The sequence below is a fragment of the Pseudomonas sp. S2_E02 genome, assembly GCF_054668355.1.
Genome location: NZ_CP162761.1, coordinates 369370 through 390793 on the forward strand (window position 1 = coordinate 369370; position 21424 = coordinate 390793).

The window sequence follows — 21424 nt, forward strand, 5'->3', positions numbered from 1 at the left end:
CACTGACCGATCAGGTGGCGGCATGCTTCGTGTTGAAAACGTCTTCAAAAGCTATCTCACCCCGCAAGGCCCATTGCCGGTGCTGCAAGGCGTCGACCTGACGCTGGAGTCCGGCAGCAGCCTGGCATTGATGGGCGAATCCGGCAGTGGCAAAAGCACCTTGCTGCACTTGGTGGCCGGTCTCGACAAAGTCGACAGCGGCAGCATTCGCAGCGGCGAGCATCGTCTTGAGGCGATGAACGAAGCGCAACTGGCGAACTGGCGGCGGACGGAAATCGGTCTGGTGTTCCAGCAGTTCAACCTGATCGGCAGTTTGCGCGTCGAGGACAATCTGGCCTTTCAGGCGCGTCTGGCCGGGCGCCATGAACCGCGTTGGCAGGCGCATCTGGTGCAGCGTCTGGGCCTGGGCGATTTGCTCAAGCGTTATCCCGAGCAACTTTCCGGTGGCCAACAGCAGCGGGTCGCCTTGGGGCGGGCATTGGCCTCGCAGCCGAAATTGCTGCTGGCCGATGAGCCCACCGGTAGCCTCGACGAAGCCACCAGCGACGAAGTCCTGCGGCTGTTGCTGGAATTGCTCGATGACACGCCCACTACATTGTTGATGGTCACTCACAGTCAGCGGGTTGCGGCGCGATTGGCGCAGCGAGTGGAGTTGTCCAACGGACGGCTGACGTGATCGTTTTCCGTCAGACCCTGCGCGCGCTGCTCAGCCATTGGCGGCGTCATCCGGTGCAGTTCTTCAGCGTGCTCACCGGCTTGTGGCTGGCGACCAGTCTGCTCACTGGCGTCGAGGCGCTGAACAGTCAGGCGCGTGACAGCTATGCACGGGCCAGCCAGTTGATTGGCGGCGAACCCCAGGCCAGTCTCAGTACGCCGAACGGCGCGACGTTCGCACAGCAATGGTTCGTGGACCTGCGTCGACAGGGCTGGCCGGTGTCTCCGCTGTTGCAAGGGCGGTTGTTGCTCAAGGGCCATGAAGATCAGCGCCTGCAACTGATGGGCATCGAGCCGGTGTCATTGCCGGCCGATTCCGCAGTGGCCGGGCAGGCGCTGCCGATTGAGCGTGTCGTCGAGTTCTTCATGCCCCCCGGCACTACCTGGATTTCTCCGGAAACCTTGCAGGCGCTTGATCTGCGTGAAGGCGACACACCACAAACGGCTAATGGGCTGCGCTTGCCACCGTTGCTCGCGCAGAAGGACATGGCGCCCGGCCTGTTGCTGGTGGACATCGGCGTCGCGCAAACGCTGCTGGAACAACCCGGACAATTGTCACGGTTATTGCTGCCGAAGGATTTCCACGGCGAGTTGCCCGCCGTGTTCAAAGGTCAGTTGCAGCTCAAAAGCAGCGGCGAGGAAAACAATCTGACGCGACTGACCGAGAGCTTTCACCTGAATCTCGATGCGTTAGGGTTTTTGTCATTCGTGGTGGGCTTGTTCATCGTCCACGCCGCGATTGGCCTGGCTCTTGAGCAACGACGCGGTCTGCTGCGTACGTTACGCGCCTGCGGGGTCAGCGCGCGGATGTTGATCGTGTGTCTGATCGTCGAACTGGGTGTGCTGGCGCTGATCGGCGGATTGTTCGGTGTGATCAGCGGTTATTGGTTGGCGAGTGTCTTGCTGCCGGACGTCGCCGCCAGCTTGCGCGGTTTGTATGGCGCGGAAGTGGCGGGGCAGTTGCGCCTCAGTCCGTGGTGGTGGTTCAGCGGCATCGGCTTGAGCCTGCTCGGCGCGTTGCTCGCCGGGTCCAACAGTCTGCTGCGCGCCGCCCGTTTGCCGTTGTTGGCCGTGGCGGATCCGCAAGCCTGGCATCAGCAATATGCGCGTTGGCTGCGCCGACAAGGCTGGCTGGCGGCAGTGCTCGGTTTGCTGGCCTTGGTGGCGTTGATCTGGGGTGACAGTCTGGCCAGCGGTTTTGTCCTGATGGCCGGGTTGCTGATCGGCGCCGCGTTGGCTTTGCCGGTGTTGCTCAGCGCGTTGTTGAATCAGTTGCTCGGGCGCAGTCGCTCGGTGCTGGGGCAGTGGTTTCTCGCCGATTGTCGTCAGCAATTGCCGGCACTGAGCCTGGCGCTGATGGCGTTGCTTTTGGCGCTCGCCGCCAACATCGGTGCCGGCAGCATGACCGCCGGTTTTCGCCAGACCTTCGATGACTGGCTCGAACAACGCCTGAGCGCCGAGCTGTATATCAACCCGAGCAATCCGGCACAGTCGCGGGAAATGTACAGCTGGCTAAAGCAGCAGCCGAACATCGCGGCGATTCTGCCCAACTGGCAGGTCGCGGTGACGCTGCAGGGCTGGCCGGCCGAAGTGTTCGGCGTCATCGATCACGCTCATTATCGTCAGCACTGGCCGCTGCTCGATGCCGTTGGCGGCGATCCGTGGGCGCATCTCGCGACGGATGATGCGGTGATGCTCAATGAGCAAATCGCCCGGCGCCTGAAATTGCACGTGGGTGAACACGTGGCGATTCCGACACCCAATGGCCCATGGTCGCCGCGCATCGTTGGCATCTACGCCGACTACGGCAATCCCAAGGGGCATTTGCTGGTCAACATCAACCACCTGTTGCGCGGCTGGCCGCAACTGACGCCGAACCGTTTCAATCTGCGCATCGAACCGCAGAACATCCCGGGATTTTTAGCTGCATTGCAGACGCGTTTTCAACTCGATGACAGTCGCATCGTTGATCAGGCGCGGCTCAAGGGCTGGTCGGTGCAAGTCTTCGAACGGACCTTTGCGGCGACGGCGGCGTTGAACAGTTTGACCCTGGCGGTGGCGGGTGTGGCGCTGTTCATCAGCCTGCTGACGCAAAGCCAGAGTCGCCTCGGACAACTCGCACCGCTGTGGGCGTTGGGCGTAACGCGGCGGCAATTGATGCTGCTCAATCTTGGTCAGACCTGGCTGTTGGCGGTGCTGACGCTGGTGTTAGCGTTGCCGCTGGGGATCGCGCTGGCGTGGTGCCTGGATGCGGTGATCAACGTTCAGGCGTTTGGTTGGCGGTTGCCGTTGCGGATATTCCCATGGCAATTGCTGCAACTGATGGGACTGGCGTTACTGGCGACATTGCTGGCGTCGGCATGGCCGCTGTACTCGTTGTACCGCACGCAACCGGCGGACCTGTTGAGGACGTTTGCCCATGAAGATTAACCGCTTTGTGCTCCTGGTTTTGCTGCTGCTCGGCGGTTGCGATCAATCGGCGCCGGAGCAGAAGGGCTTCGCCGGGATGGGCAATCAGGCGTTGGCGTTTACGCCGGTGGTGCCGGGGCGGGTGTTCAGTTTTCCCGCAGATCACGGGGCGCATGACGGCTTTCGCATTGAGTGGTGGTACGTCACCGCCAATCTCAAGGATCAGCAGGGCAATGAATTCGGCGTGCAGTGGACCTTGTTTCGCAGCGCTTTGAAACCTGTGGCGGAGACGGCAGGGTGGGGCAATCAAACGATCTGGCTGGGGCATGCGGCGGTGACGTCGAGCACGGTACATCACGCTGCCGAACGTTATGCGCGAGGCGGGGTGGGGCAGGCGGGTGTGCAACTGGCGCCGTTCGAGGCGTGGATCGATGATTGGCGGTTCGCCAGTCAGGCGCAGGATCCCCTGAGCGACCTGCAACTCAGTGCTCGCGACAAGGATTTCGCCTATCAACTGCACCTCACGTCCAGCCGTCCGCTGGTGCTGCAGGGCGACAAGGGCTTCAGCCAGAAATCCGAAGAAGGTCAGGCGTCGTATTACTACAGTCAGCCATTTTTTCAGGCCAGCCGCACGTTGCAGATTGACGGCCAGACCTACACCGTCAGCGGCCCGGCATGGCTCGATCGCGAATGGAGCAGCCAGCCGCTGACCGCCAATCAAACCGGTTGGGACTGGTTTTCCCTGCACCTGGACAGTGGTGAACACGTGATGCTGTACCGCATGCGCCAGAAGGACGGCGCGCCGTATCTCACCGGCACGTGGATTGCTGCCGACGGTCAGACGCAAACCCTCAGTAGCTCGCAGATCCGGCTCACCCCGCAAACCACGGCCAAGGTCGCCGGCCGGGCGATGCCGGTGAAATGGTCGATCAGCATCCCCGACAAACACCTCGACATCAGCCTCGACGCGCTCAACCCCAATGCCTGGATGAACCTGCGCATCCCCTATTGGGAAGGCCCGGTGCACATCAGCGGCAGCCATCCCGGCCAGGGCTATCTGGAAATGACCGGGTACTGACAGCGCCTCGTAAAAACTGCGAGTTGTAACGGGCGCAGAATCCGGATCTGACCGAAATCAAAATGTGGAAGCGAGCCTGCTCGCGAAAGCGCCCGCCCAGACACCACAGAGAAATTGGCTGGAACTCCGCTACTTCTCAACCCCTCTACCGAATATCTCTCACACCTTTGCGAAACGCCGTCGAGGACTTCCCCATGAGCGACGACCTGCAACCCCCAGACATGACCACCTGGCAGCGCCTGTTCGACGACCAGACCTACTGGCAGCAATCCCCCGACGCGCATTACTTCGATCTGCAACGCATCGCCGACGACCTGCTCGGCCAAGGCGCCATCGACCTGGAGCAATGGCAGCTTCTGCGCGCCAAGGCCGACGATCTGCACAAGGACTCACCGGCGATCAACGTCGCCCGTGAACTCGACGACCCCAAAGCCTGAGGACAACCCCATGAAAACCATCACCCAAGGCGAACACCCCGACGAACCCCGGCCACCGGGCGAAACCGAACGCGACAACGACGCCCTGCGGCCCACCGACCCGAAACAGCGTGAAAACAATGGCAAAGGCACGCCCAGTGGCGAATCCACCGCGCAGGACACCGCCAAGCAACAAACCTCGCCGTCACAAACCAAAGCCAAGCCCTGAACTGCGTCTATGCTCAGTGGCACGCTCGTCGCCGAAGCCAATTCGGCGCAGGGCGCTGCCATTCATCACAGGGAAAGTATTGATTATGAAGCTCGACGCACTGGCCAAGGCCATCACCCTCGCAACCGTACTGTCCGCCACCAGCTTCGGCGCCTTCGCTGCCGATATTCCGCTCTCCGCTTCCATCGAGGCGGATAAGGTCACCACCAAAGTGATCTCCGTCGATGCCGCCAACCATCAAGTTGTGCTGGAAGGTGCCGAAGGCAAGCCGGTTCACGTTCAGCTCAGCGACAAGGCGAAAAACCTCGACAATCTCGAGGCCGGCGATCAGGTCACCATCCAGGTGCAGCGTTCTGTCGCCGCTTACCTCGACACCGATGTGGATAAAGGTCTGCCTGGCACCACCGAACGTACCGGTGAGTTGCGTAAGGCTCCGGGCAGCGATAAACCCGGCGGCGAGGCGTATCGTCAGGTTCAGGTGCAGTTGAAAATCACCAAAATTGATTTGAAAACAAATCAGGTGACCCTGCAAAACCCGCAAGGTCAATCGAAAGTTCTTGACGTGAAACAGCCTGAAATTCAAGCCAAGCTGAAAAATCTGAAAGAAGGGCAGAGCGTTATTGTCACTTACACCGATATCTTAAAAGTGACCAGTCAACACGAAAGTTGAGCTTTAACTCTACAGGGTGACTGCTCTTGTACAGTTTTTGTATGAGAGTAGTCATACTATTAGTGTGGTTTGACCTCATTGAAAGTTTCATGAAAGGAATCGCCGATAAATATCTATTAACGTTTCCGTACATAAATTTCATATTCAAGAATGAGGACATAAGCGCCAACTTCTATTAAAATCCTACCCGTTCGCCCAGTGTCAGGGCTCTTTACCGGTGCATGGATTGCCAGGCCATTACACTGGGCGAACACCTCTTCGGAATGAATGTATACAATTTCAGCAAACAAAAAGGGCGACTTTATAGTCGCCCTTTTTGTTTGCTGTGAATTAGACCGAGGTGTGCGCTTCAGTTGTGTCTAGCTGCCCCTTGAAAGCGCTTCAGCGTGGCCTGATACATTTTTGTCCTGCGGTGATTTACCCCGTAGGTGCCCGCCGCCGCTACGGTTCCTGACTGAATGTGATCCAGATAGCTGAAAATCTTGCGCGGTGACAGGAACTTGATGCCATAGCCCAGGCTGCTCATTTGATCTTGCAGCGCATAACCGGGCACCTGCTCATCCATGCAGAAGTGCAGGCCCAGGGACTTCATCAGACGGACATTCCACAATGTGCAGAAACTTTTCAGATGAGTTTCTTTGTAGGGTCTTGGCATTTTCGAACGCAGACCCAGACGCACTTTCGCTTTACGAGCATAGTGCTTGCAGAAACGCGAAGTTAACCGCCAAGTGTCACGAACAACCCCGCGATTGAGTTGTTCTACACAACCGACTGCGGCCATATCCGGTTTTTTCGTGCATTCACGCATCATCATCGCAAACACTTCCTTGTCGTAGACAAAGGTGTCGGTGTGCAACAGAAACAAATAATCGGTGTCGACTTTTTCCAGTGCCAGATCCAACGCCTTGCCGTGCGCAATATGGCCGATTTCCTTGCCCGGGGAAGGCCGTTCAATCAAGTTGATCCAGTCGAGCGAACGCAAGTAATCGAGACTGGCATCCGCCGAATCGTTGTCCACCACCCACACCGGAATGCGCTGCTCCTGGACGTGCTCACGCAAAAGCTCGAGGCACATTCGGGTGATGTCCGGGGTTTTGTAATTTACCAAGACAAGGCTGAAATTCGACGCTGGCTGGGCTGGTAAATCAAACGCGTTCATGTCGGAAGGACTCATCTGCGATTCAAGGACAACAGGGTTTCGTTGCCGCGATCGTAGCGAGGCAACCTTAGTCGAACCTTAATTTGCGGATGTGACGGTAGATGTATGCCGAAGAGAGGCTGCTGGTCTAATGAAATGCATGGGGTGCTGCCGGTCATAAGCGGATAAAATGCGCGCCCCTCTCACGGTTCAAGGAAGAAACGGCGCACGCCGTTGTGTCACGGATGAAACCTCTTTCCCTCTACCACCCGGCCTTGTACTGGCTGCGCGTGTGGCAAAAAAGACTGTTCCGCCAGATCGCCTGGCACTGTTCCAGCAAACGCTACGCACGCCCCGTCGCCGCAGCCGAGCGTCTGCCATATCGCTACCTCAAACACACCTCGAAACTCATCCGCAAACTCGGCAACTCCGACCTCGCCCTGCAACACAACAAAGTCATCAACCTCAAACTCGCCATCGCCGCCATCGACAGCGTCATCATCGCCCCCGGCGAACACTTCTCCTTCTGCCGCCTCGTCGGCCGCCCGACGTTGAAGCGCGGCTACGTTGAAGGCATGGAACTGTCTTTCGGCGAGGCACGACGCGGGGTAGGGGGTGGCATTTGCCAGCTGAGCAACCTGATCCACTGGATGGCCATTCATTCACCGCTGGTGGTGGTCGAACGCTCCAACCACAGCTTCGACCCGTTTCCGGACGAAGGGCGGGTGCTGCCGTTTGGATCCGGGGCGGCGATTTTCTACAACTACGTTGATCTGGTGTTGCACAACCCAACGGATCGTCACTTTCAGTTGAAGTTGAACGTCGGCGAGACACAACTCGAAGGGGAGTTGCTGTGTGATCGGGTGAGGGAATATCGCTATCACGTGTTTCAAGAGGCGCATCGGTTTGTGCGGGAGGGCAGCAGGGTGTTTCGCGAGAATGAGATTTGGCGGGAAGTGCGGGAGAAGGGGCAGGTTGGGGAATTGGTGGAGCGGGTGAGGTTGTATCGGAATCGGGTGGTGGTTAAGTATGACGTGGCAGATGAGTTGATCGGGTAGGGCGCGTGAAAGCACTTCGCTGACGATGGCGCCCTTCGATCAGTTTCTGAAATACAACTCATCCAGCTGGCGTCTGCGTATCGAGAGGTACTCCTCCCATACCTTGGGGAAGTGCTCATCTTTGGTTAGAGGAAAAGTCAGATAAATGTACTTTCCAACAACGCTGATGTATTGCCTCGCGCGTTTGAAGGCCGGCTGCTCGTAAGCTGCGACGCTTTCATCGTAGGCGTCATGGTAGTGATAGATGCTTACCCGATGGGGAGCGATCATGCATCGCGAAAAATCGATCACCCAGCAGCTATCAACGGCTGTACTCAAATAACCGTAAACACCATCAGTAGATAGACGCAGGCATGAATTTGCCTGGGTGCCGTCGTCATCGTTGACCAGAATGATCTGATCCGCGAAGTAATGAATATTCCTGCCGTCCGGCCCTTGCAGAGACAAGCTCCAACCTTCGGCTCCCATACGGAATTCACCGTTGTTATCAAAGGTTGCTGTCCATCCATTGGCTAAAGTGATCTGATGTTTATTCATGAGGACTGGTCAAGTATTGATCGTGCGGTGGTGTGAGGTAGTCGCATTAAATACTGCTCAAAGGTGTTCGAGGTCAATTAGACAGCCTTTGAGTTTTAATCGCTGGATCTCATCATTGAATTTGTATTTTGGCAGGAGTTCGTTTTTTATGTCGTACTGCTGTCTAAGGAGACGGAATAATTTCCCTATGGTTTTTTTGCTGTTTTCGTCAAGGCTCTCAACCAAGTCGTAATTATTGTCCGACAGAAGTGCGATTTTGTTTTTAAGGGTGTAGTAAGCGCTTATGTTTGAAAGCAATCCTTCTGCATCTGAATAATCTTCTTTTAAGTGTTCTGCATAATTCTCAAATATAGTTGTCAGCAGGTGTTGTGCTGATTGTTGATGTTTTAAAACTCCGCACATTTCCTGCCAGTTGCTAACGAAGAGATGGTCTCCCCAGTCGGAGCCGCGGGCAAAATATTTCTCATTGCCTTTAAAGAAATCAGATGTTTCATGAAGTTCTAAAGCTGTTTCAAAGGTGGTTTTCATAGAAGCTTTTTCCAATCATCAAAATTTTCAATGACGCTGCGGAGAAAAGGGGGGGTATTTTCAGTTTGTAGAAAATAAATCTTTCACATTTTTTGTCCTGTTTTTTTTGCGTTTTTATTTTTTCTTCTATTTGTATTTCATGCTTCGATCATGAATGATTCAATCTGCTTGATGAATTAAATCTTGCTTTTAGTTCTGAATTCACTGAGAAAAACTTCGGAGTTTTTAACCGGTTTTCCTTTGTGATCATATTCGATTTTTAAGAAGTCAATTACAAACTCTCCGTCGGGGTCTCCCTCTGGTTCTACTCTAGAATCGAAGCAGTGCCCAGTACTACGCCTTACGCCCCCTAACAGTACTGAGCAGGTGAACCAGTCGTTAGTTTTTGGGGTTAACTCAATCTCAAAAAAGTTGTTGATTGTTATTGTCCAGCCGCTTGGCACTCGAATTGGTTGAAGTTCGTACTTTAGTTTGGGTCTCATTTTACATTGCCCATGTATTTTTTAACTTGTTCAGGTGAGGCTGGAAAGCTGTGTATGACAGGTTCGCCAGCTTTTGAAAGTTTAATCCTAACCCAGTTTGTTAGCTCGCCATTATTGTAGCCAACGGGGGTTTCTGATCTATAAAACATATATCTTGTGTTGTTAAGGGGCAGGCCACTATAAATAGCGATAAATAGGAGGGTTTCTAGAGGGCAGATTATAGATACAAAAAAGAAACCGTGGTCTGTCGCCGTTTTCTCGTGGTCTGTCCCCGTCTTACGGAGGCAGCGAAGACTGGGGGAAGATTGAAGAAAGCTCTGCGCGATGAGGTGCATCATCAGCCGCAGAACCTGTAGTGGATTTGTGGGGAATCAACAGGGTTTTCCCCCGATTGCGACCGATTATGGCTTTTAGGGTTTCCAGAATTTAATTTCTTCCAGGTGGCGCTCTATATCATCCATGTCATCATCTCCAAGTGTTGAGTCAAAGTTCTTGCTGATGATTTTCCTTACTTTGGCAAGGCGCTGAGTAACCTTTTCATTATCAATAAAGTCAGTGGTGGCCTTCCGGTAATCTTCGACGGGTTTATCCGCGTAGTAGCTTCCCATTTTGTGTAGTGAAATTAGGATGAACTCGATGTCTGCTAGAACTTCGAGTGCATCCTTCCCATTAAGAACTATCTGTTTGTTTTTTTCTAGCATCATTTTCGCCGGTTGAATGTTGGATTCTCTAGCTTCACATTTCCTTTGATCGTAAGCTCCATTGTGCCGTATCTAGGGTTTTTTACCCATTCAAGTTGAGAGTCCGGCACGTCCGTTTCAATGTGGTCTCTGCCGCGTCCTCTGCCAATTTGATACTTATCTTCAGTGTCTAGTTGGCTCAATGGCTTTTTGTTGGCAGTCTCCACGTAGACACGATTGTTATCCTGAGCTTGGATTGTTATTCAGGGACAGACCACTATAAATAGCGAGGAAGGGGTGAGTTTCTAGAGGGTAGATTATAGATACAAAAAAGAAACCGTGGTCTGTCCCCGTTCACGCCGTTGTCTTGCGTAATGTCAAAGGTTGTTTATTGTTTGGGAGAGTTCGGTGTGTTTGATTTTCTTGATTTTTAGATTTTCAAGTAGTGATGTGATTTTGTTTAGGGTTTCTGCTGGCGCTATAAGTTGTAAGGTTGAATGAGTGTAGCTTTCTAAAAATCGAGCGATAAGCGTCTCTTTGTCAATGGTCATAAAATCAAAAACGCTTTTTGAAGTGACAGCCTTGTCGCCTTTACTTAGTTGTTCCCATAGGAGGTATTTATCTGGTTCGATTTTTTTAGAATTAGAAAAGTATTTCTGTATTGTGTTAGTTCGTCTGGCCTAAGTTTGTTTTCAAGAGTGTCAGTCGGGTCTAAGTAAGAGTATATTTTTGTATTTTCATTTTTCTTTATTGCTCCATTAGCGCCTAGAGTAGATTCAATGTCCTTGCGTAGACGAATCTCCTGTTTTTTTTGATCTTCCAGGGAGTAGCCAACAGTCCGCCACTTTATAGTTGTAGGCCATTCCTGCGCCAGAGAATGGCTGATTTTTTCCCAATTTGACCAGATGTCCTGCAAAGACGCCGAGATAAGTGTAAAACTCACAAAGTCAGGAGAAAGCGTGTACTCGGGTTGCTCGCAAAGCTTAACTCCTGACTCGCATATGTAAAAAGTTCTCATGATTATTCTTTCTTAAAGTAATTAATCAGGGACGGACCACGTTTAAAGTGCGAAACGGAAAAATATAGACTGTCTCCTATTGCGTGGAGCTCGCAAGTGAAAAGGTTGCTCATATATCGTTTTTGATCTTATTCTGTATCAATGAGTTTTTTGTATCGGTTGAATATAGTTATGCAGGTTTGATCTTCGTTAACTAGGTTTTCATAAAAGCTGTCGTCTTCAGCCCACTCTTGAAAAACAAATTGAGTTTTGTTTTTATTGTTGTGAGTCTCCTTGGATTTCAAAATCCAGTGAGATGAAAGTTTCTTGTCGGAGATCTCAAAAAATCCAGGGCAAACGGTTTCGGATATTCGTCATAGGTTTCTGCGCAAATGTAAAGCCAAGGGCAGTTATCCCAAAGCTCAATGCCATAAACTACATATTCTTTTCCAATTTCGATTTTCAGTTCATCGTCGCCAATTGAAATGTAGCGCTTTAGTCTTGATGCTGTTTCTGTCGAGAAGTTTTCGCCTATCTTGTTTGTTTTGCATGTGACTTTCACTTTTTGTCTCCGGGTGGAACGCTTGGATCGGTACCCCATAGAAAATAAATCTGTCCCTTTTTTTAGTCTTTTTTTATGGAAAAAAAACGTAATGTCCCTGGTCACGTTTACGCGCTAGGGCTTCTATTTTTAAATATTTGTTAGGTGAAGTGAAAAATCTTTTTGGCTGTTCAGGGTAGATATGGACTGTCCCCACTTACCATTGCTCTATTGTTTGTATACTCGATAACCCGCATCAAAATCGCTAACGGTGTGCATATTGCTGTAGGTTGTGTCGAATATTCCCTGGATTGGAGGTTGGACACGATTTGCTTGTAAATTTAAGAGTTTTACTGAGTTTTGGAGTTCTTCGTATGTTGCTATATAAGTATGGTTCGAAGGGCTGAACTCGATAGTTACTTTTTTTGGTGAGATTATGGCAAGATTGATCAACAGCTGTGGTGTTGAGAATGATCTCCCTCCGACGTCGTAGATTCTATCGTCGTTCGCTAATTTGGGACCGTAAGACTCGTGCGTCAAGTAACCTTTATCTTGGTTTAATAGGCGTATTAGTTTTTCATGACCCTTCATCTTCTCAAATGTAATGATTGCTTTCTTGAGTATTAGGAAGCCGTCCTCGTCCATGTTGTCTAGGAATTTTGAATTCTGAAGTTTTATTGAAGAGACTATTGGTTCGTCTATTAGGTTAAGAACGACATTAAAAATTTCGAGTTGAAAGCTATTATGAATGTTTTCAGTAGGAGGGATATTTATATAGGATATGACTCCGCCGGCATTGTCGAAATCGATAGCGCCAAAGGATTTTGTAATGTCAATTAAAAATTTCATTTTGCTCTCTCGATTATAAATCGGTCAAGTTGTTTTGATTCTATTTGGCTGCTGTCAATGGTTTTATAACCTTTCGGTTCGGCTTTTGTTTGCGAGACTATTCTTCGATAAAAGAGGGGCATGTTTATTTTCGGTTTGTAGAAGATAAATTTGTCCCACTTTTTATTTTTTCTTAAATTGCGCCATCATTGTTGTAGGCTTTGATGTTGCTTATAAATATTCCACTGGCGTTGCACGTGATATTGCATAGAGAGTTGATTGTCGCCTTTGTTTCGAATTCATTGTTGTTTTTGTTGATTTTTAGTTCTAGTGGGCCGCAGAGGTTGAAGTTTTTAACCTCTAATGTTGTTGCATTGTTAATGATCAGGTCAAAGGAAAACTCATTATATTCATTTTTTATCCACTTATCTGGGTAGCTGTTGTCTTTCAGGCGGCTGAATAGTTTTAAAGTTATCGCATTGTCTCTAAGTATGGCGTGGGAGATGTTTAAGTCCGTTGGCGCGTAGCCATTGTTTTTTGTCTGAAATGTAGTTTGTCCACATTTTATTTTTCACTCGAAAACATAATGGGTGGAAACACTTTTAAGGTGGAAAGTTCTATTGCGGTCAGCATAATTGTACATGGACAGACCACGTTAAATAGCGAGAAAGAGGAGAGTTTCCAAAGGGCTATAGATACAAAAAAAGAAACCGTGGTCAGTCCCGTGTTCTACGCCTCTCCGGATCTGTGTTGCGCCGTAGGGATGAGCTGCAAAATCCCTTCACGATAGGCGTCATGATGCCAAGCAGAAAAGGGGACATTTTTACAGTGGGTTCCGTCTAAAGAATTAGAGTGTGTCGATGAAAAAGTTACTGTTGATGCTGAAGAACTTCACGTCTACGATCCATTTGGGGCTGTGTCCTTGGTTTGTCGGGGTGTGTTCGCAACTATCACCGTAGACCAAGACCAGCCCTTCTTCATTTTTTGCTTTCAGCTCAAGTGGTTAGCTATTAAGTAAGTGCCATTCAAATCTGTCACCTTTTTAGTTCGTGCCCTATTTAGCCCATCAGGAAAGCAGACGCGTGGCCTGCCCCGGCTTGATTGGGAATGATGATTAAGAAGATGATTCGCTAAAATCAATTTCTCCTTCGCTACTAATGCAGCCGATGAAGCTTAGGCTTTCCGAGAAGAAGTAAGTATGTTGAGGGATGTCCGCGAAAATCGCTAGAGCGCATTCTAAATTTGCTGTGCTTATTTTGTATGCTTTATCTGTAAGAGAGTCGCCAATGAATACAATCTCGGAAGCGTTGAGGGTCGTTATTCTTTTTGAAATGTCAATAAAAGCTTGGTTGGCCTCTTTTTTTACGTAATTCATGCTGTTGGGGAGGGCGTTCCAAGCTATTTTAGATCCACTAAATGGAAACTTTTTATTGATGCTAGATACAAAGCTATCATGTACTTCGGGTTTCAATTTTTCGAAAGTAATGTTGGAGTTTGATAGGTCTTTTTCAAGCTCGTCGTCGAAATAACTCATTTTTTAAATGCCCTGAGTAGTTTTAATACTGTTTTTTCACTTGCGTTGAAGAGGTAATGTGGAGCAGGTTTTTTTCCTGACCAGACGTTTATGTGAGCGCCACTTCTTTCATCGTATTCTATTCGGTAACCAGTCTTTCCATCAGCAGTTTGCATACCTACGTTCTTTCCTGCGTTTGTACCAAACTTGCCAATCGTTGGCTTCTCAGCCTTGAATCCATTGCTTTCAAGCCACTCAAGTGCTTTATTGCGAGCTTGCTCGAAGTGTTCGAACTCTAATGTTTCTCCCACTTCAGGAGGTGCTGTCTTCTGCGGAGGTTTTTTTGGGGTAGAGCCGTTTGTTTGCTTGCAAACCAGCCCTAAGGGGTCTATCCAGCCCGTGGGATTTGGCACGTACTGGTAGTTGTTCAAGCCACCCGCAAGCCTGATCGGATCTGACGTTAGAAAACGTCCAGTGCTCGGATTGTAGTAGCGATGCCGGTTGTAGTGTAGGCCTGTCTCCGTATCGAAGTACTGTCCCTGGAAGCGCAGCGGATTATCGATTCCGCTGACGTCCAGTGCAACAAGGTTGCCGTAGGCGCGGTATTTGGCCGACCACATGATCTCGCCGCTGTAATCAGTGAGTTCCTGCGGCGTGCCGAGATGGTCGAGTTGGTAGTAGAACGGCGTGGCTTTGCGCGGGCCTTCTCCGTCGAGCATAGCCAGCGGGCGGAAGCTGCCGGGCTCGTAAATGTAGCTGCGATAATGATTGTCGGCGCTTTCTGCGATCAGACGTTCGCCTTGCCACAGAAATTCGGTGGTATGGCCGTCTACGGATTTTTCGATTCGGCGGCCGAAGGCGTCGTACTTGTAGCTGGCGTTGCTGCCGCCGGGCAGGCTAACGCCGATGAGGCGGTGCTGGCAGTCGTAGCGGTATTCGGTGACCAGTTTCTGGCCGGCGCCACGGCGTTCGCGAATGAGGTTGCCATAGGCATCGTAGTCATAGTGGCGGTCGCCCTGCATGAGCAGGCGGTTGCCTTTGACGTTGGCGAGGTTTGCCGTACCTTCGTTATTCTGACCCAGTAGGTTGCCCGCCGGGTCGTGGGCGAAGCTTTCCGGTGTGGCGCCGCGTACGCTGATCAGGCGATCGAGTGGATCGTAGTGATAGCTACGGCTACCTTTGCGGCTGTCGTCGATACCGGCAAGGTTGCCGTTGGCGTCATAGTTGTAACGGCGCTGGAGCAGATTCTTGTCTCGCTGACCGACGGTGTGTGCTTGCAGGCGGCCCTGTTCGTCGTACTGGTATTGGCTGAGCAACAGGCCTTGTTGGCGTTGTTGCTCGCGACCGGCGCTGAATTGATGCGAAGTCAGGCGTGACCCATTGAGGTCAATGCTGCTCAGACGTCCGCCGGACAGGTGACGGTAATCGAGCGTACTGCCATCCGGCAGGCGGCAGTGATTCAATTGGCCGACGGTATCGTACTCATAGCGCGTCGTACCCCAGCCTTGGTGCTCGGTGATCAAGCGGTCCTGCACGTCGTATTCGTAAGCAAGTGGCCAGTTACCGTCGTCGACGTTGACAAGGCGACCTAGAGCGTCGTAGCTGTAGTGGATTTCCTCGCCGTCGGGCAAGGTCTTCACCAACAGACGACCGGAGGCATCGCGCTGGTACTCGCTGACCAGTTCACTGCCGTCATCGCCGAACTCGGTTTTCTTTAGCAACTGACCGTTGAGGTCGTACTCATACGCGGTGCGGCGACCGTCAAAACCAGTTTCCTGCTGGATCAGGCCATTCGAGTAGTAGTCGAGTTGGTAGCGTTCGCCGCGCTCGTTCTCGATCTCGGTGAGGTTGAGTTGCGAGTTTTCGTAGCGATAACGCAGTTGGCTGCCGTCAGGATTAATGCGGCGGCTGACCAGATCCAGGTTGTCGGCGTACTCGTACCGAGTGATGCGTCCGAGCTCGTCGCGTTCGGCGGTGACCCGGCCATACGGGTTATAGGTGAAAGCACGGGTGGCGCCGCCGGGCAGGGTGACTTGGGTCAGACGATCAGCAGCGTCCCATTGGTAATGAGTGATCGCGCCAAATTCGTCCCGCCGGGTGATTTGCCGGCCCAAGGCGTCGTAGCGATATTTGCGCTGACCACCATCCGGCAGACGCTCTTCGAGCAATTGACCGAGGTTGTTCCAACCCAGTTGATGGCGGCTGCCGTCGGGGTGAAGAATTTCCAGCAATCTGCCCTGAAGGTCATAGCTGTAGTGGGTTTCGTTACCGTTCGGGTCGGTTTGTTGGGTGATGTCGCCCTGACGGTTGCGTTCATATTTCCAGCGCGCCTCGCCCCGCTGTACATCGATGAGTTGGCCGTTGAAATAGTTATAACGGGTCGGAACACCTTCCGGCGGTATGACCGCGATCAAGCGCCCGGCCTCGCTGTATTGGTATTCGGTGATGGCGCCCATCGGGTCCGTTACGGCGATCAGACGACCTTCATCATCATAGGCGTTCTGCGTTTCACCGCCATCGGGTGCGGTCTCGCTGACCAGACGGGCGTTTTCGTCATGCACATAGACCAGTTCACTGCCGTCGGCGTTGTAAACGGTCACCGAGCCTTTATCGTCCCACTCGTATCGCGCTTCCATCTGCGAATAGTTGGCCCAGTGACGGACGCAACGGGAAAGCTTGCCTTCTCGCTCCCACTCCCAGAAGAAACTTGCTCCACCGGCCATCTGTCGCTCAAGGATGACGTGCTGGCCGTTGTAGCGGTAATGCTCGGTTTCACCTGCTGCGTTTGTCGAAGAAACGAGCTGATTGCGTGCATTGTATTTGTAAGTGACGAGCGTCTGAATGGTCAGCCATGGGTCTTGGCGTTCACCACGTTCGTTGTACTCTTGGCGTTGTTGCTGTTGAGCGACGGACGTAATGTGACGGTCGTCGTAACGCAGGAGCAAAGCGCGACCTGCGCCGTTGTCGATACGCTGGATACGGCCAACAAGGTCATAACTGATTTGCAACCGATTTTCATAGGCGTCGCTGATCGTTGTCAGGCGCCCGGCTCGGAAGTGGTAGAAGCGTGTTTTTGGCCCGGCTTGGGTCAGAACCAGTTCGCCGGGAGCATTGCCCAGATAAATCGCTGCTTTCGCCAGACTATTGGTGATGGCGGGACGCTGCCCGGTTGGCATCGGGAATCGGGTCTGGCGGTTCTCATTGTCTGTCCACAGAACGCCCTCATCGTCGAGCTGTAAACGATGGGACAGCGAATGACTCCAGCCGTGTCCGAGTCGGCTGTCGATTTCGACTGCACTGCTGCGATAGAGACGTGACCACTCGAAAGGCAGCAAACCGTCCAGTTTACCATCTGTCAATGTGAGCAATTCTTCACCGGTCACCATCGACACGGGGTCGCCACCAGAGCATGTATCGTCAACACACTGTGCGGGTTTGTCGGCCGGGTTTTTCGATTGATCTGGCGCGTTGTCGACGTGTTCTACCTGTTCGACACGCGAGGCGGGCTCATCTTTTTTACGTGCTTGAATCTGCGCATCGGACTCCACTTTTCCGCCGCTGACCGGTGGCTTGTTTTTCGGTGCTGTCGCGGTTTCGGCAGGTTTGGGGGCCGCAATCTGCACATCCGCTTTACGTGCCGGATTGAATTTCGAATCGCCATTAAGCAACAAAGGTTTCGACGCTTCGGTGTGCGGCGTGGCCTTGGATTTGCTGACTTTCATCAGCATGCCGGTGAAGTCTTCGATCAGTTTTATGACCTTGCCGCTGCTTTGCACACCTTTGATCGCCTTCGTCCCCACGCGAACGGCCAAGCCGAGGCCACCCGTCAAGACCACACCGACCAAGATGTTCAGCAAGAACTCCGTGCTCATTTGCGCCAGCACTTCCGTGCAGGTCTGTGGCGGCAACATCTGTATCCACGCCACGATGGCAGCGACATAGATCCACATTAGTGGCTCATCGCTGGCGATCAGAAGGGCAGTCTGGATAGCCTCTGCCGAGGCGTCATAAATCTTCTTGATCTGCTCCTCAGTAAAGAAGTTTTTAAGCTTCTCGTAGTTTTCCCGAGGGTGGGCGACGAGGTCGTAGAGGCTCTTGATATCGCCCCACAAACCCATGATCGCCTTCATGAAGCCTTCCCACGCGGCTTCCAGCTCCTGCAGGGCACGGCCGCCCAGTGATGCATCAGTGTGTGCCTGCCAAAGCGGCAAGAAACTTGTGCTCCACTCGGTTTGCAGCCAACCGCCGAGCTCACCGATCACACCTTGGTAGGAGTTGAACAGACTATCGATCTGAGCGGGCGTAGGATTAGGGAAGAACGTAATCTTGTATTGCTGATTGGGTGTAAGCCCGGAAACTTCCAGAATGCCGGTCGAGTCGATGGTTTTGTTGATGGTTGGACCGACTTCGTTCTTGCCAATAAAGCGGCCATCTACCACTGGTGTCAGACGGACCGGTGTATTACCGATCGGTACAAAACGTGCGGATTCGAAGCTGTGCACCAGTACGAGCTTGCCGTTCGCCGGGCAGTTGGCATAAAGGGTGTTTTCCTTTTTGCTGTCCTTGTCTGCCGTGCCGACTTCGTCCCCGACCTTGAACTGCTGCTCGGCGTCCAGAATGCCGCCATACCAGGCTTCGGCATGCTCACGGTAGTCTTTCAGACATTTCTTGAAGTCGGCAATGATTGCCTGAGCATCAGGTTGTTTTGCCGTGAGGCCACCAACGATCCCACCCATCAAAACGCTCATACAACCACCTCATTTTCCAGATGGGCTTTCAGCAGCCCGGCAAAATTTTCTTCCGTGAGCGGCGTGCGCTTTACGAAACGCGCCACTTTTTGTTTCAGATTTGATTCGGGGAACGAGAAGTACAGATCGGCATGTTCGTCCAACAGCCACTGCATCATGTTGCCGATGACGGTCGAAGGATTTTCCGCCATCAATTCATCCAGTAAATCCTTCGGCACCTCCCACCACGGCCAATCTTTCACCTTCGGCACAACCCGCGTCCCAACCTCCAGCGACTGCCCATTAATCAGATACCGCTCAAACATCGGCAGCACTTCCCCAGCCTTCTCCCCCAATCCATGCAGAATCGGATAGATATGCCGTCCATCCCAAAACCGGAAAAACACCTCGGTCCCGTCCGGCATCTTCACCTGCGTCAGACTGCGCAGATGCTCGAACACTTCATTCGGTTCGGAACGCGACACCGCCAGCCAGCCCCAATCGAGGGCATCGGTTTCAGCGATCCACGGCAGGAACGCGGAATTGGCTTTGAGTTCGGTGACATACGGCATCACCGGTTGCCAAGTGGAGTAGGGCGTGCCGCCCCAGATCGGGATGAGCTGGGCGGTGGGTTCGGTGAGATACAGGTTTTTCAGCGCGTCGGAATCACTCGCCGCACTAATAATCAAATACAAACGCTCACCAGTCTGCAGCGGCTGTTGTGCCAGCCAATCCTTGGGCGTAATTCGATCAGATGGCACAGGCACCTGCCTTGCATTTTTCGCATTCTTCGCAGAATGGCGCGTTACGTTTGAGGGTGTTGATCTGGGCCGGGGTCAGGACCTGGCCGGCCTTGTCGGCATCGGCCTGTTTCAGCACGCCGGGCATCAGCGGGGCGGCGCCGGTGCCGCTGCCGGGGCTGCCGCCGGAGTTCATGTTGATCACCGGGCCGCTCATGGTCACGCCGCCGGCGTCGATCTTGATGAAGCTGCCACCACCGATCAGGGTCAGCTCTGCGCCGGCTTCCATCACCACTTTCATGCCGCTGCTGAGGTGGATTTCCTGGCCGGCGTCGATGAACTGGCCGGTGCCGATCTTGATGTGCTGATTGACGCCGACGGTCAGGTGGTCGTTGGCGCGGGCTTCGACTTTGCGGTCGGCGTAGACGGTGTGGTGTTCTTCGGCCTTGAATTCGCTGTAGCTGTTTTGCTCGACCGTGTCGTGGCGTTCGTTGCCGACGCGGATTTTCTGGTCGTGCTCGATGTTTTCGTCCCAATCGCGCTGGGCGTGCAGGTAGATCTGTTCCTGGCCTTTCTTGTCTTCGATGCGCAGCTCGTTGTAGCCGCCACCGCCCATCGAGCTGAGGGTCTTGAAGGTGCTGCGGGTCTTGTTCGCCGGCAGTGGATAGGGGACGGTGTTTTCCTTGTGGTACAGGCAGCCGCTGATCAACGGTTGATCGGGGTCGCCTTCAAGGAAGGTGACCAGCACTTCCATGCCGATGCGTGGGATGGCGATGCCGCCGTACTGGGCGCCGGCCCAGGCGCTGGAGACGCGCAGCCAGCAGCTGGTTTTGTCGTCGGCTTCGCCTTCGCGGTCCCAGTGGAACTGGACTTTGACGCGGCCGTATTCGTCGCAGTGGATCTCTTCACCTTTCGGGCCAGTGACCACGGCGCTCTGGCTGCCGAGGATGCGCGGTTTCGGGTGGCGCAGGGGCGGGCGGTTCGGCACGTCCCACGGGGTGGCCTGAAAGCGGTTGCGGTAGCCCTGGTGGAAATCGTCTTTGAGTGCGGTGGTGTCGCTGGTCACCGACTCTTCGAGGACCTGCGGCTGCTTGCCTTCGTGGTGGACTTCGGTGAGCAGCCAGAGGTCATTCCATTTGGCTTTCGGGTGCGCGGTCAGGGCGAGGAAGTGGCCGCTGACCAGCAACGGCTGATCGCTCTTGCCTTCAGCCAGCTTGAAATCGCTGCGATGACGTTCGAGGGCGCGTTTGGCCAGGTGTTTGCCGCGCTCGCGGTCGATGAAACGACCCGGATAATCGTAGTCTTCGAGGTCGGGCAGGGCGTCGCCACGGTTTTCGCTTTCGAGGGTGAGGCGTGGTTTTTCGAAATCGTAATCGCGGCGGGTGGTGCGGCTGGTACGGGTTTCCAGACGCAGGTCGAAGCGCTTGATCACCGGGTCGCTGGCGACCATGCCGGAGTCTTGCTGATAGGCCACAGGCTTGAGTTTCGGGAACACCGTCTGGTCATCGCCGAATACCAGTTTGTGCGCCGTCGCCGTGTGCTCGAAGTGGTAATGAATACCTTCTTCCTCGCACAGACGCTGGATGAAATGCAGGTCCGATTCATCGTATTGCACGCAGTAGACGCGCTCGGGATAGATCGAACCGGTCTTGAATTCGTAAGCGTTGCTTTGAATGCCGTGCTCTTCGAGGACCTGGCCGATGATTTTCGGCACCGTGAGGTTCTGGAAGATGCGCTGGTTGATGCGGTGCGCGAGGTAGGACAATTGCGGACGCAGGGTCACCGAGTAACGGGTCAGGCGTTTGCCCGAATCACCTTGCGCGGCGCGGTAGATCTGGCCATGAATGCCGCTGCCGTCGGGCGACAGTTGCAGGAAGGCTGGTTTGTGCAGCAGGGTTTCGAGGTCCAGCGACGGCTGCTCACTGACCAGCTCCACCTCGAACACAAAAGGCTGGCTGATGGCTTCGCGACCTTGCAGGGTGAATACCTGAAAGTCAGCAGAAAGACCTTCGATGGTCAGGGCAAAGTGAGTTTCATTGGCCGGCGCGAACATCCCTTGTTCCTCGTGCTGTACAGCGGCGTGAGTCGACGACCGCAAAACGGCTCAACTTACGCGAAATTCTGGAGGGCGAAAACAAC

At 53.1% G+C, this 21424-nt stretch carries 19 protein-coding genes; 7 read left to right on the forward strand and 12 right to left on the reverse strand.

From position 1 onward, the window contains the following. Positions 1 to 22 precede the first annotated feature (22 nt). The 6 genes from AB4O01_RS01540 to AB4O01_RS01565 all read left to right on the forward strand — a co-directional run bounded on the left by AB4O01_RS01540 (position 23) and on the right by AB4O01_RS01565 (position 5516). Positions 23 to 676 (forward strand): ABC transporter ATP-binding protein, encoded by a 654-nt coding sequence (locus AB4O01_RS01540; RefSeq protein ID WP_460090417.1) that lies wholly within the window; start codon positions 23 to 25, stop codon positions 674 to 676. Next, positions 673 to 3144 carry an ABC transporter permease gene (locus AB4O01_RS01545; protein ID WP_460090419.1) on the forward strand — a complete coding sequence of 824 codons (2472 nt, stop codon included), beginning with the start codon at positions 673 to 675 and terminating at the stop codon, positions 3142 to 3144. The genes AB4O01_RS01540 and AB4O01_RS01545 overlap by 4 nt, the downstream gene beginning before the upstream one ends. Next, positions 3134 to 4201 carry a lipocalin-like domain-containing protein gene (locus AB4O01_RS01550; RefSeq protein WP_460090421.1) on the forward strand — a complete coding sequence of 356 codons (1068 nt, stop codon included), beginning with the start codon at positions 3134 to 3136 and terminating at the stop codon, positions 4199 to 4201. The genes AB4O01_RS01545 and AB4O01_RS01550 overlap by 11 nt, the downstream gene beginning before the upstream one ends. 194 nt (positions 4202 to 4395) lie before the next feature. Then, positions 4396 to 4638, forward strand: coding sequence for a hypothetical protein (locus AB4O01_RS01555; RefSeq protein ID WP_186624615.1), 243 nt, complete (start codon positions 4396 to 4398; stop codon positions 4636 to 4638). Positions 4639 to 4648: 10 nt separating this feature from the next. After that, positions 4649 to 4846 (forward strand): hypothetical protein, encoded by a 198-nt coding sequence (locus AB4O01_RS01560; protein WP_460090423.1) that lies wholly within the window; start codon positions 4649 to 4651, stop codon positions 4844 to 4846. 85 nt (positions 4847 to 4931) lie between these two features. Next, positions 4932 to 5516 (forward strand): hypothetical protein, encoded by a 585-nt coding sequence (locus AB4O01_RS01565; RefSeq protein WP_460090424.1) that lies wholly within the window; start codon positions 4932 to 4934, stop codon positions 5514 to 5516. A gap of 349 nt (positions 5517 to 5865) precedes the next feature. On the opposite strand, the gene AB4O01_RS01570 is transcribed toward AB4O01_RS01565, so the two are convergent. Continuing rightward, complete coding sequence (locus AB4O01_RS01570) at positions 5866 to 6675, reverse strand: glycosyltransferase family 2 protein (RefSeq protein ID WP_460090426.1); 810 nt, start codon at positions 6673 to 6675, stop codon at positions 5866 to 5868. A gap of 224 nt (positions 6676 to 6899) precedes the next feature. Between AB4O01_RS01570 and AB4O01_RS01575 the strand changes: the two genes are divergently transcribed. Further along, positions 6900 to 7712 carry a VanW family protein gene (locus AB4O01_RS01575; protein ID WP_460090427.1) on the forward strand — a complete coding sequence of 271 codons (813 nt, stop codon included), beginning with the start codon at positions 6900 to 6902 and terminating at the stop codon, positions 7710 to 7712. Between the two features lie 39 nt (positions 7713 to 7751). Here the strand turns inward: AB4O01_RS01575 and AB4O01_RS01580 are convergent, their stop codons facing one another. The 11 genes from AB4O01_RS01580 to AB4O01_RS01630 form a co-directional block, all read right to left on the reverse strand. Next, complete coding sequence (locus AB4O01_RS01580) at positions 7752 to 8249, reverse strand: hypothetical protein (protein ID WP_460090428.1); 498 nt, start codon at positions 8247 to 8249, stop codon at positions 7752 to 7754. 57 nt (positions 8250 to 8306) lie between these two features. Further along, positions 8307 to 8777, reverse strand: a complete 471-nt coding sequence (locus AB4O01_RS01585) for a hypothetical protein (protein WP_460090430.1) — start codon at positions 8775 to 8777, stop codon at positions 8307 to 8309. Positions 8778 to 9669: 892 nt separating this feature from the next. After that, complete coding sequence (locus tag AB4O01_RS01590) at positions 9670 to 9960, reverse strand: hypothetical protein (RefSeq protein WP_150650776.1); 291 nt, start codon at positions 9958 to 9960, stop codon at positions 9670 to 9672. Then, on the reverse strand, positions 9960 to 10166 hold the full coding sequence (locus AB4O01_RS01595) for a hypothetical protein (RefSeq protein ID WP_460090433.1): 207 nt from the start codon (positions 10164 to 10166) through the stop codon (positions 9960 to 9962). The genes AB4O01_RS01590 and AB4O01_RS01595 overlap by 1 nt, the downstream gene beginning before the upstream one ends. Before the next feature lie 368 nt (positions 10167 to 10534). Beyond that, positions 10535 to 10957, reverse strand: coding sequence for a hypothetical protein (locus tag AB4O01_RS01600; RefSeq protein WP_460090434.1), 423 nt, complete (start codon positions 10955 to 10957; stop codon positions 10535 to 10537). 280 nt (positions 10958 to 11237) lie between these two features. Further along, positions 11238 to 11498: a hypothetical protein gene (locus AB4O01_RS01605; RefSeq protein ID WP_460090436.1), complete on the reverse strand. Its 261-nt coding sequence runs from the start codon at positions 11496 to 11498 to the stop codon at positions 11238 to 11240. Between the two features lie 207 nt (positions 11499 to 11705). Continuing rightward, a complete protein-coding gene (locus AB4O01_RS01610) occupies positions 11706 to 12326 on the reverse strand; it encodes a hypothetical protein (RefSeq protein WP_460090439.1) in 621 nt (206 codons plus the stop codon). Positions 12327 to 13419: 1093 nt separating this feature from the next. Next, entirely contained in the window at positions 13420 to 13839 is a 420-nt protein-coding gene (locus AB4O01_RS01615; RefSeq protein WP_460090441.1) for a hypothetical protein, read from the reverse strand. Further along, complete coding sequence (locus AB4O01_RS01620; RefSeq protein ID WP_460090442.1) at positions 13836 to 18566, reverse strand: RHS repeat-associated core domain-containing protein; 4731 nt, start codon at positions 18564 to 18566, stop codon at positions 13836 to 13838. The genes AB4O01_RS01615 and AB4O01_RS01620 overlap by 4 nt, the downstream gene beginning before the upstream one ends. Continuing rightward, a complete protein-coding gene (locus tag AB4O01_RS01625) occupies positions 18563 to 19306 on the reverse strand; it encodes a DUF4123 domain-containing protein (protein WP_460090443.1) in 744 nt (247 codons plus the stop codon). Before AB4O01_RS01625 ends, AB4O01_RS01620 begins: the two co-directional genes overlap by 4 nt. Next, on the reverse strand, positions 19296 to 21338 hold the full coding sequence (locus AB4O01_RS01630; RefSeq protein WP_460090445.1) for a type VI secretion system Vgr family protein: 2043 nt from the start codon (positions 21336 to 21338) through the stop codon (positions 19296 to 19298). The genes AB4O01_RS01625 and AB4O01_RS01630 overlap by 11 nt, the downstream gene beginning before the upstream one ends. Between the last annotated feature and the right edge of the window lie 86 nt (positions 21339 to 21424).

Bases quoted from the DNA above. Each gene is read 5' to 3' on its own strand.
- AB4O01_RS01580 (WP_460090428.1), bottom strand. From the start codon at position 8,249: ATGAATAAACATCAGATCACTTTAGCCAATGGATGGACAGCAACCTTT.
- AB4O01_RS01620 (WP_460090442.1), bottom strand. From the start codon at position 18,566: ATGAGCGTTTTGATGGGTGGGATCGTTGGTGGCCTCACGGCAAAACAA.
- AB4O01_RS01600 (WP_460090434.1), bottom strand. From the start codon at position 10,957: ATGAGAACTTTTTACATATGCGAGTCAGGAGTTAAGCTTTGCGAGCAA.
- AB4O01_RS01590 (WP_150650776.1), bottom strand. From the start codon at position 9,960: ATGCTAGAAAAAAACAAACAGATAGTTCTTAATGGGAAGGATGCACTC.
- AB4O01_RS01560 (WP_460090423.1), top strand. From the start codon at position 4,649: ATGAAAACCATCACCCAAGGCGAACACCCCGACGAACCCCGGCCACCG.
- AB4O01_RS01585 (WP_460090430.1), bottom strand. From the start codon at position 8,777: ATGAAAACCACCTTTGAAACAGCTTTAGAACTTCATGAAACATCTGAT.
- AB4O01_RS01630 (WP_460090445.1), bottom strand. From the start codon at position 21,338: ATGTTCGCGCCGGCCAATGAAACTCACTTTGCCCTGACCATCGAAGGT.
- AB4O01_RS01610 (WP_460090439.1), bottom strand. From the start codon at position 12,326: ATGAAATTTTTAATTGACATTACAAAATCCTTTGGCGCTATCGATTTC.
- AB4O01_RS01540 (WP_460090417.1), top strand. From the start codon at position 23: ATGCTTCGTGTTGAAAACGTCTTCAAAAGCTATCTCACCCCGCAAGGC.
- AB4O01_RS01575 (WP_460090427.1), top strand. From the start codon at position 6,900: ATGAAACCTCTTTCCCTCTACCACCCGGCCTTGTACTGGCTGCGCGTG.
- AB4O01_RS01550 (WP_460090421.1), top strand. From the start codon at position 3,134: ATGAAGATTAACCGCTTTGTGCTCCTGGTTTTGCTGCTGCTCGGCGGT.
- AB4O01_RS01570 (WP_460090426.1), bottom strand. From the start codon at position 6,675: ATGAACGCGTTTGATTTACCAGCCCAGCCAGCGTCGAATTTCAGCCTT.
- AB4O01_RS01615 (WP_460090441.1), bottom strand. From the start codon at position 13,839: ATGAGTTATTTCGACGACGAGCTTGAAAAAGACCTATCAAACTCCAAC.
- AB4O01_RS01565 (WP_460090424.1), top strand. From the start codon at position 4,932: ATGAAGCTCGACGCACTGGCCAAGGCCATCACCCTCGCAACCGTACTG.
- AB4O01_RS01555 (WP_186624615.1), top strand. From the start codon at position 4,396: ATGAGCGACGACCTGCAACCCCCAGACATGACCACCTGGCAGCGCCTG.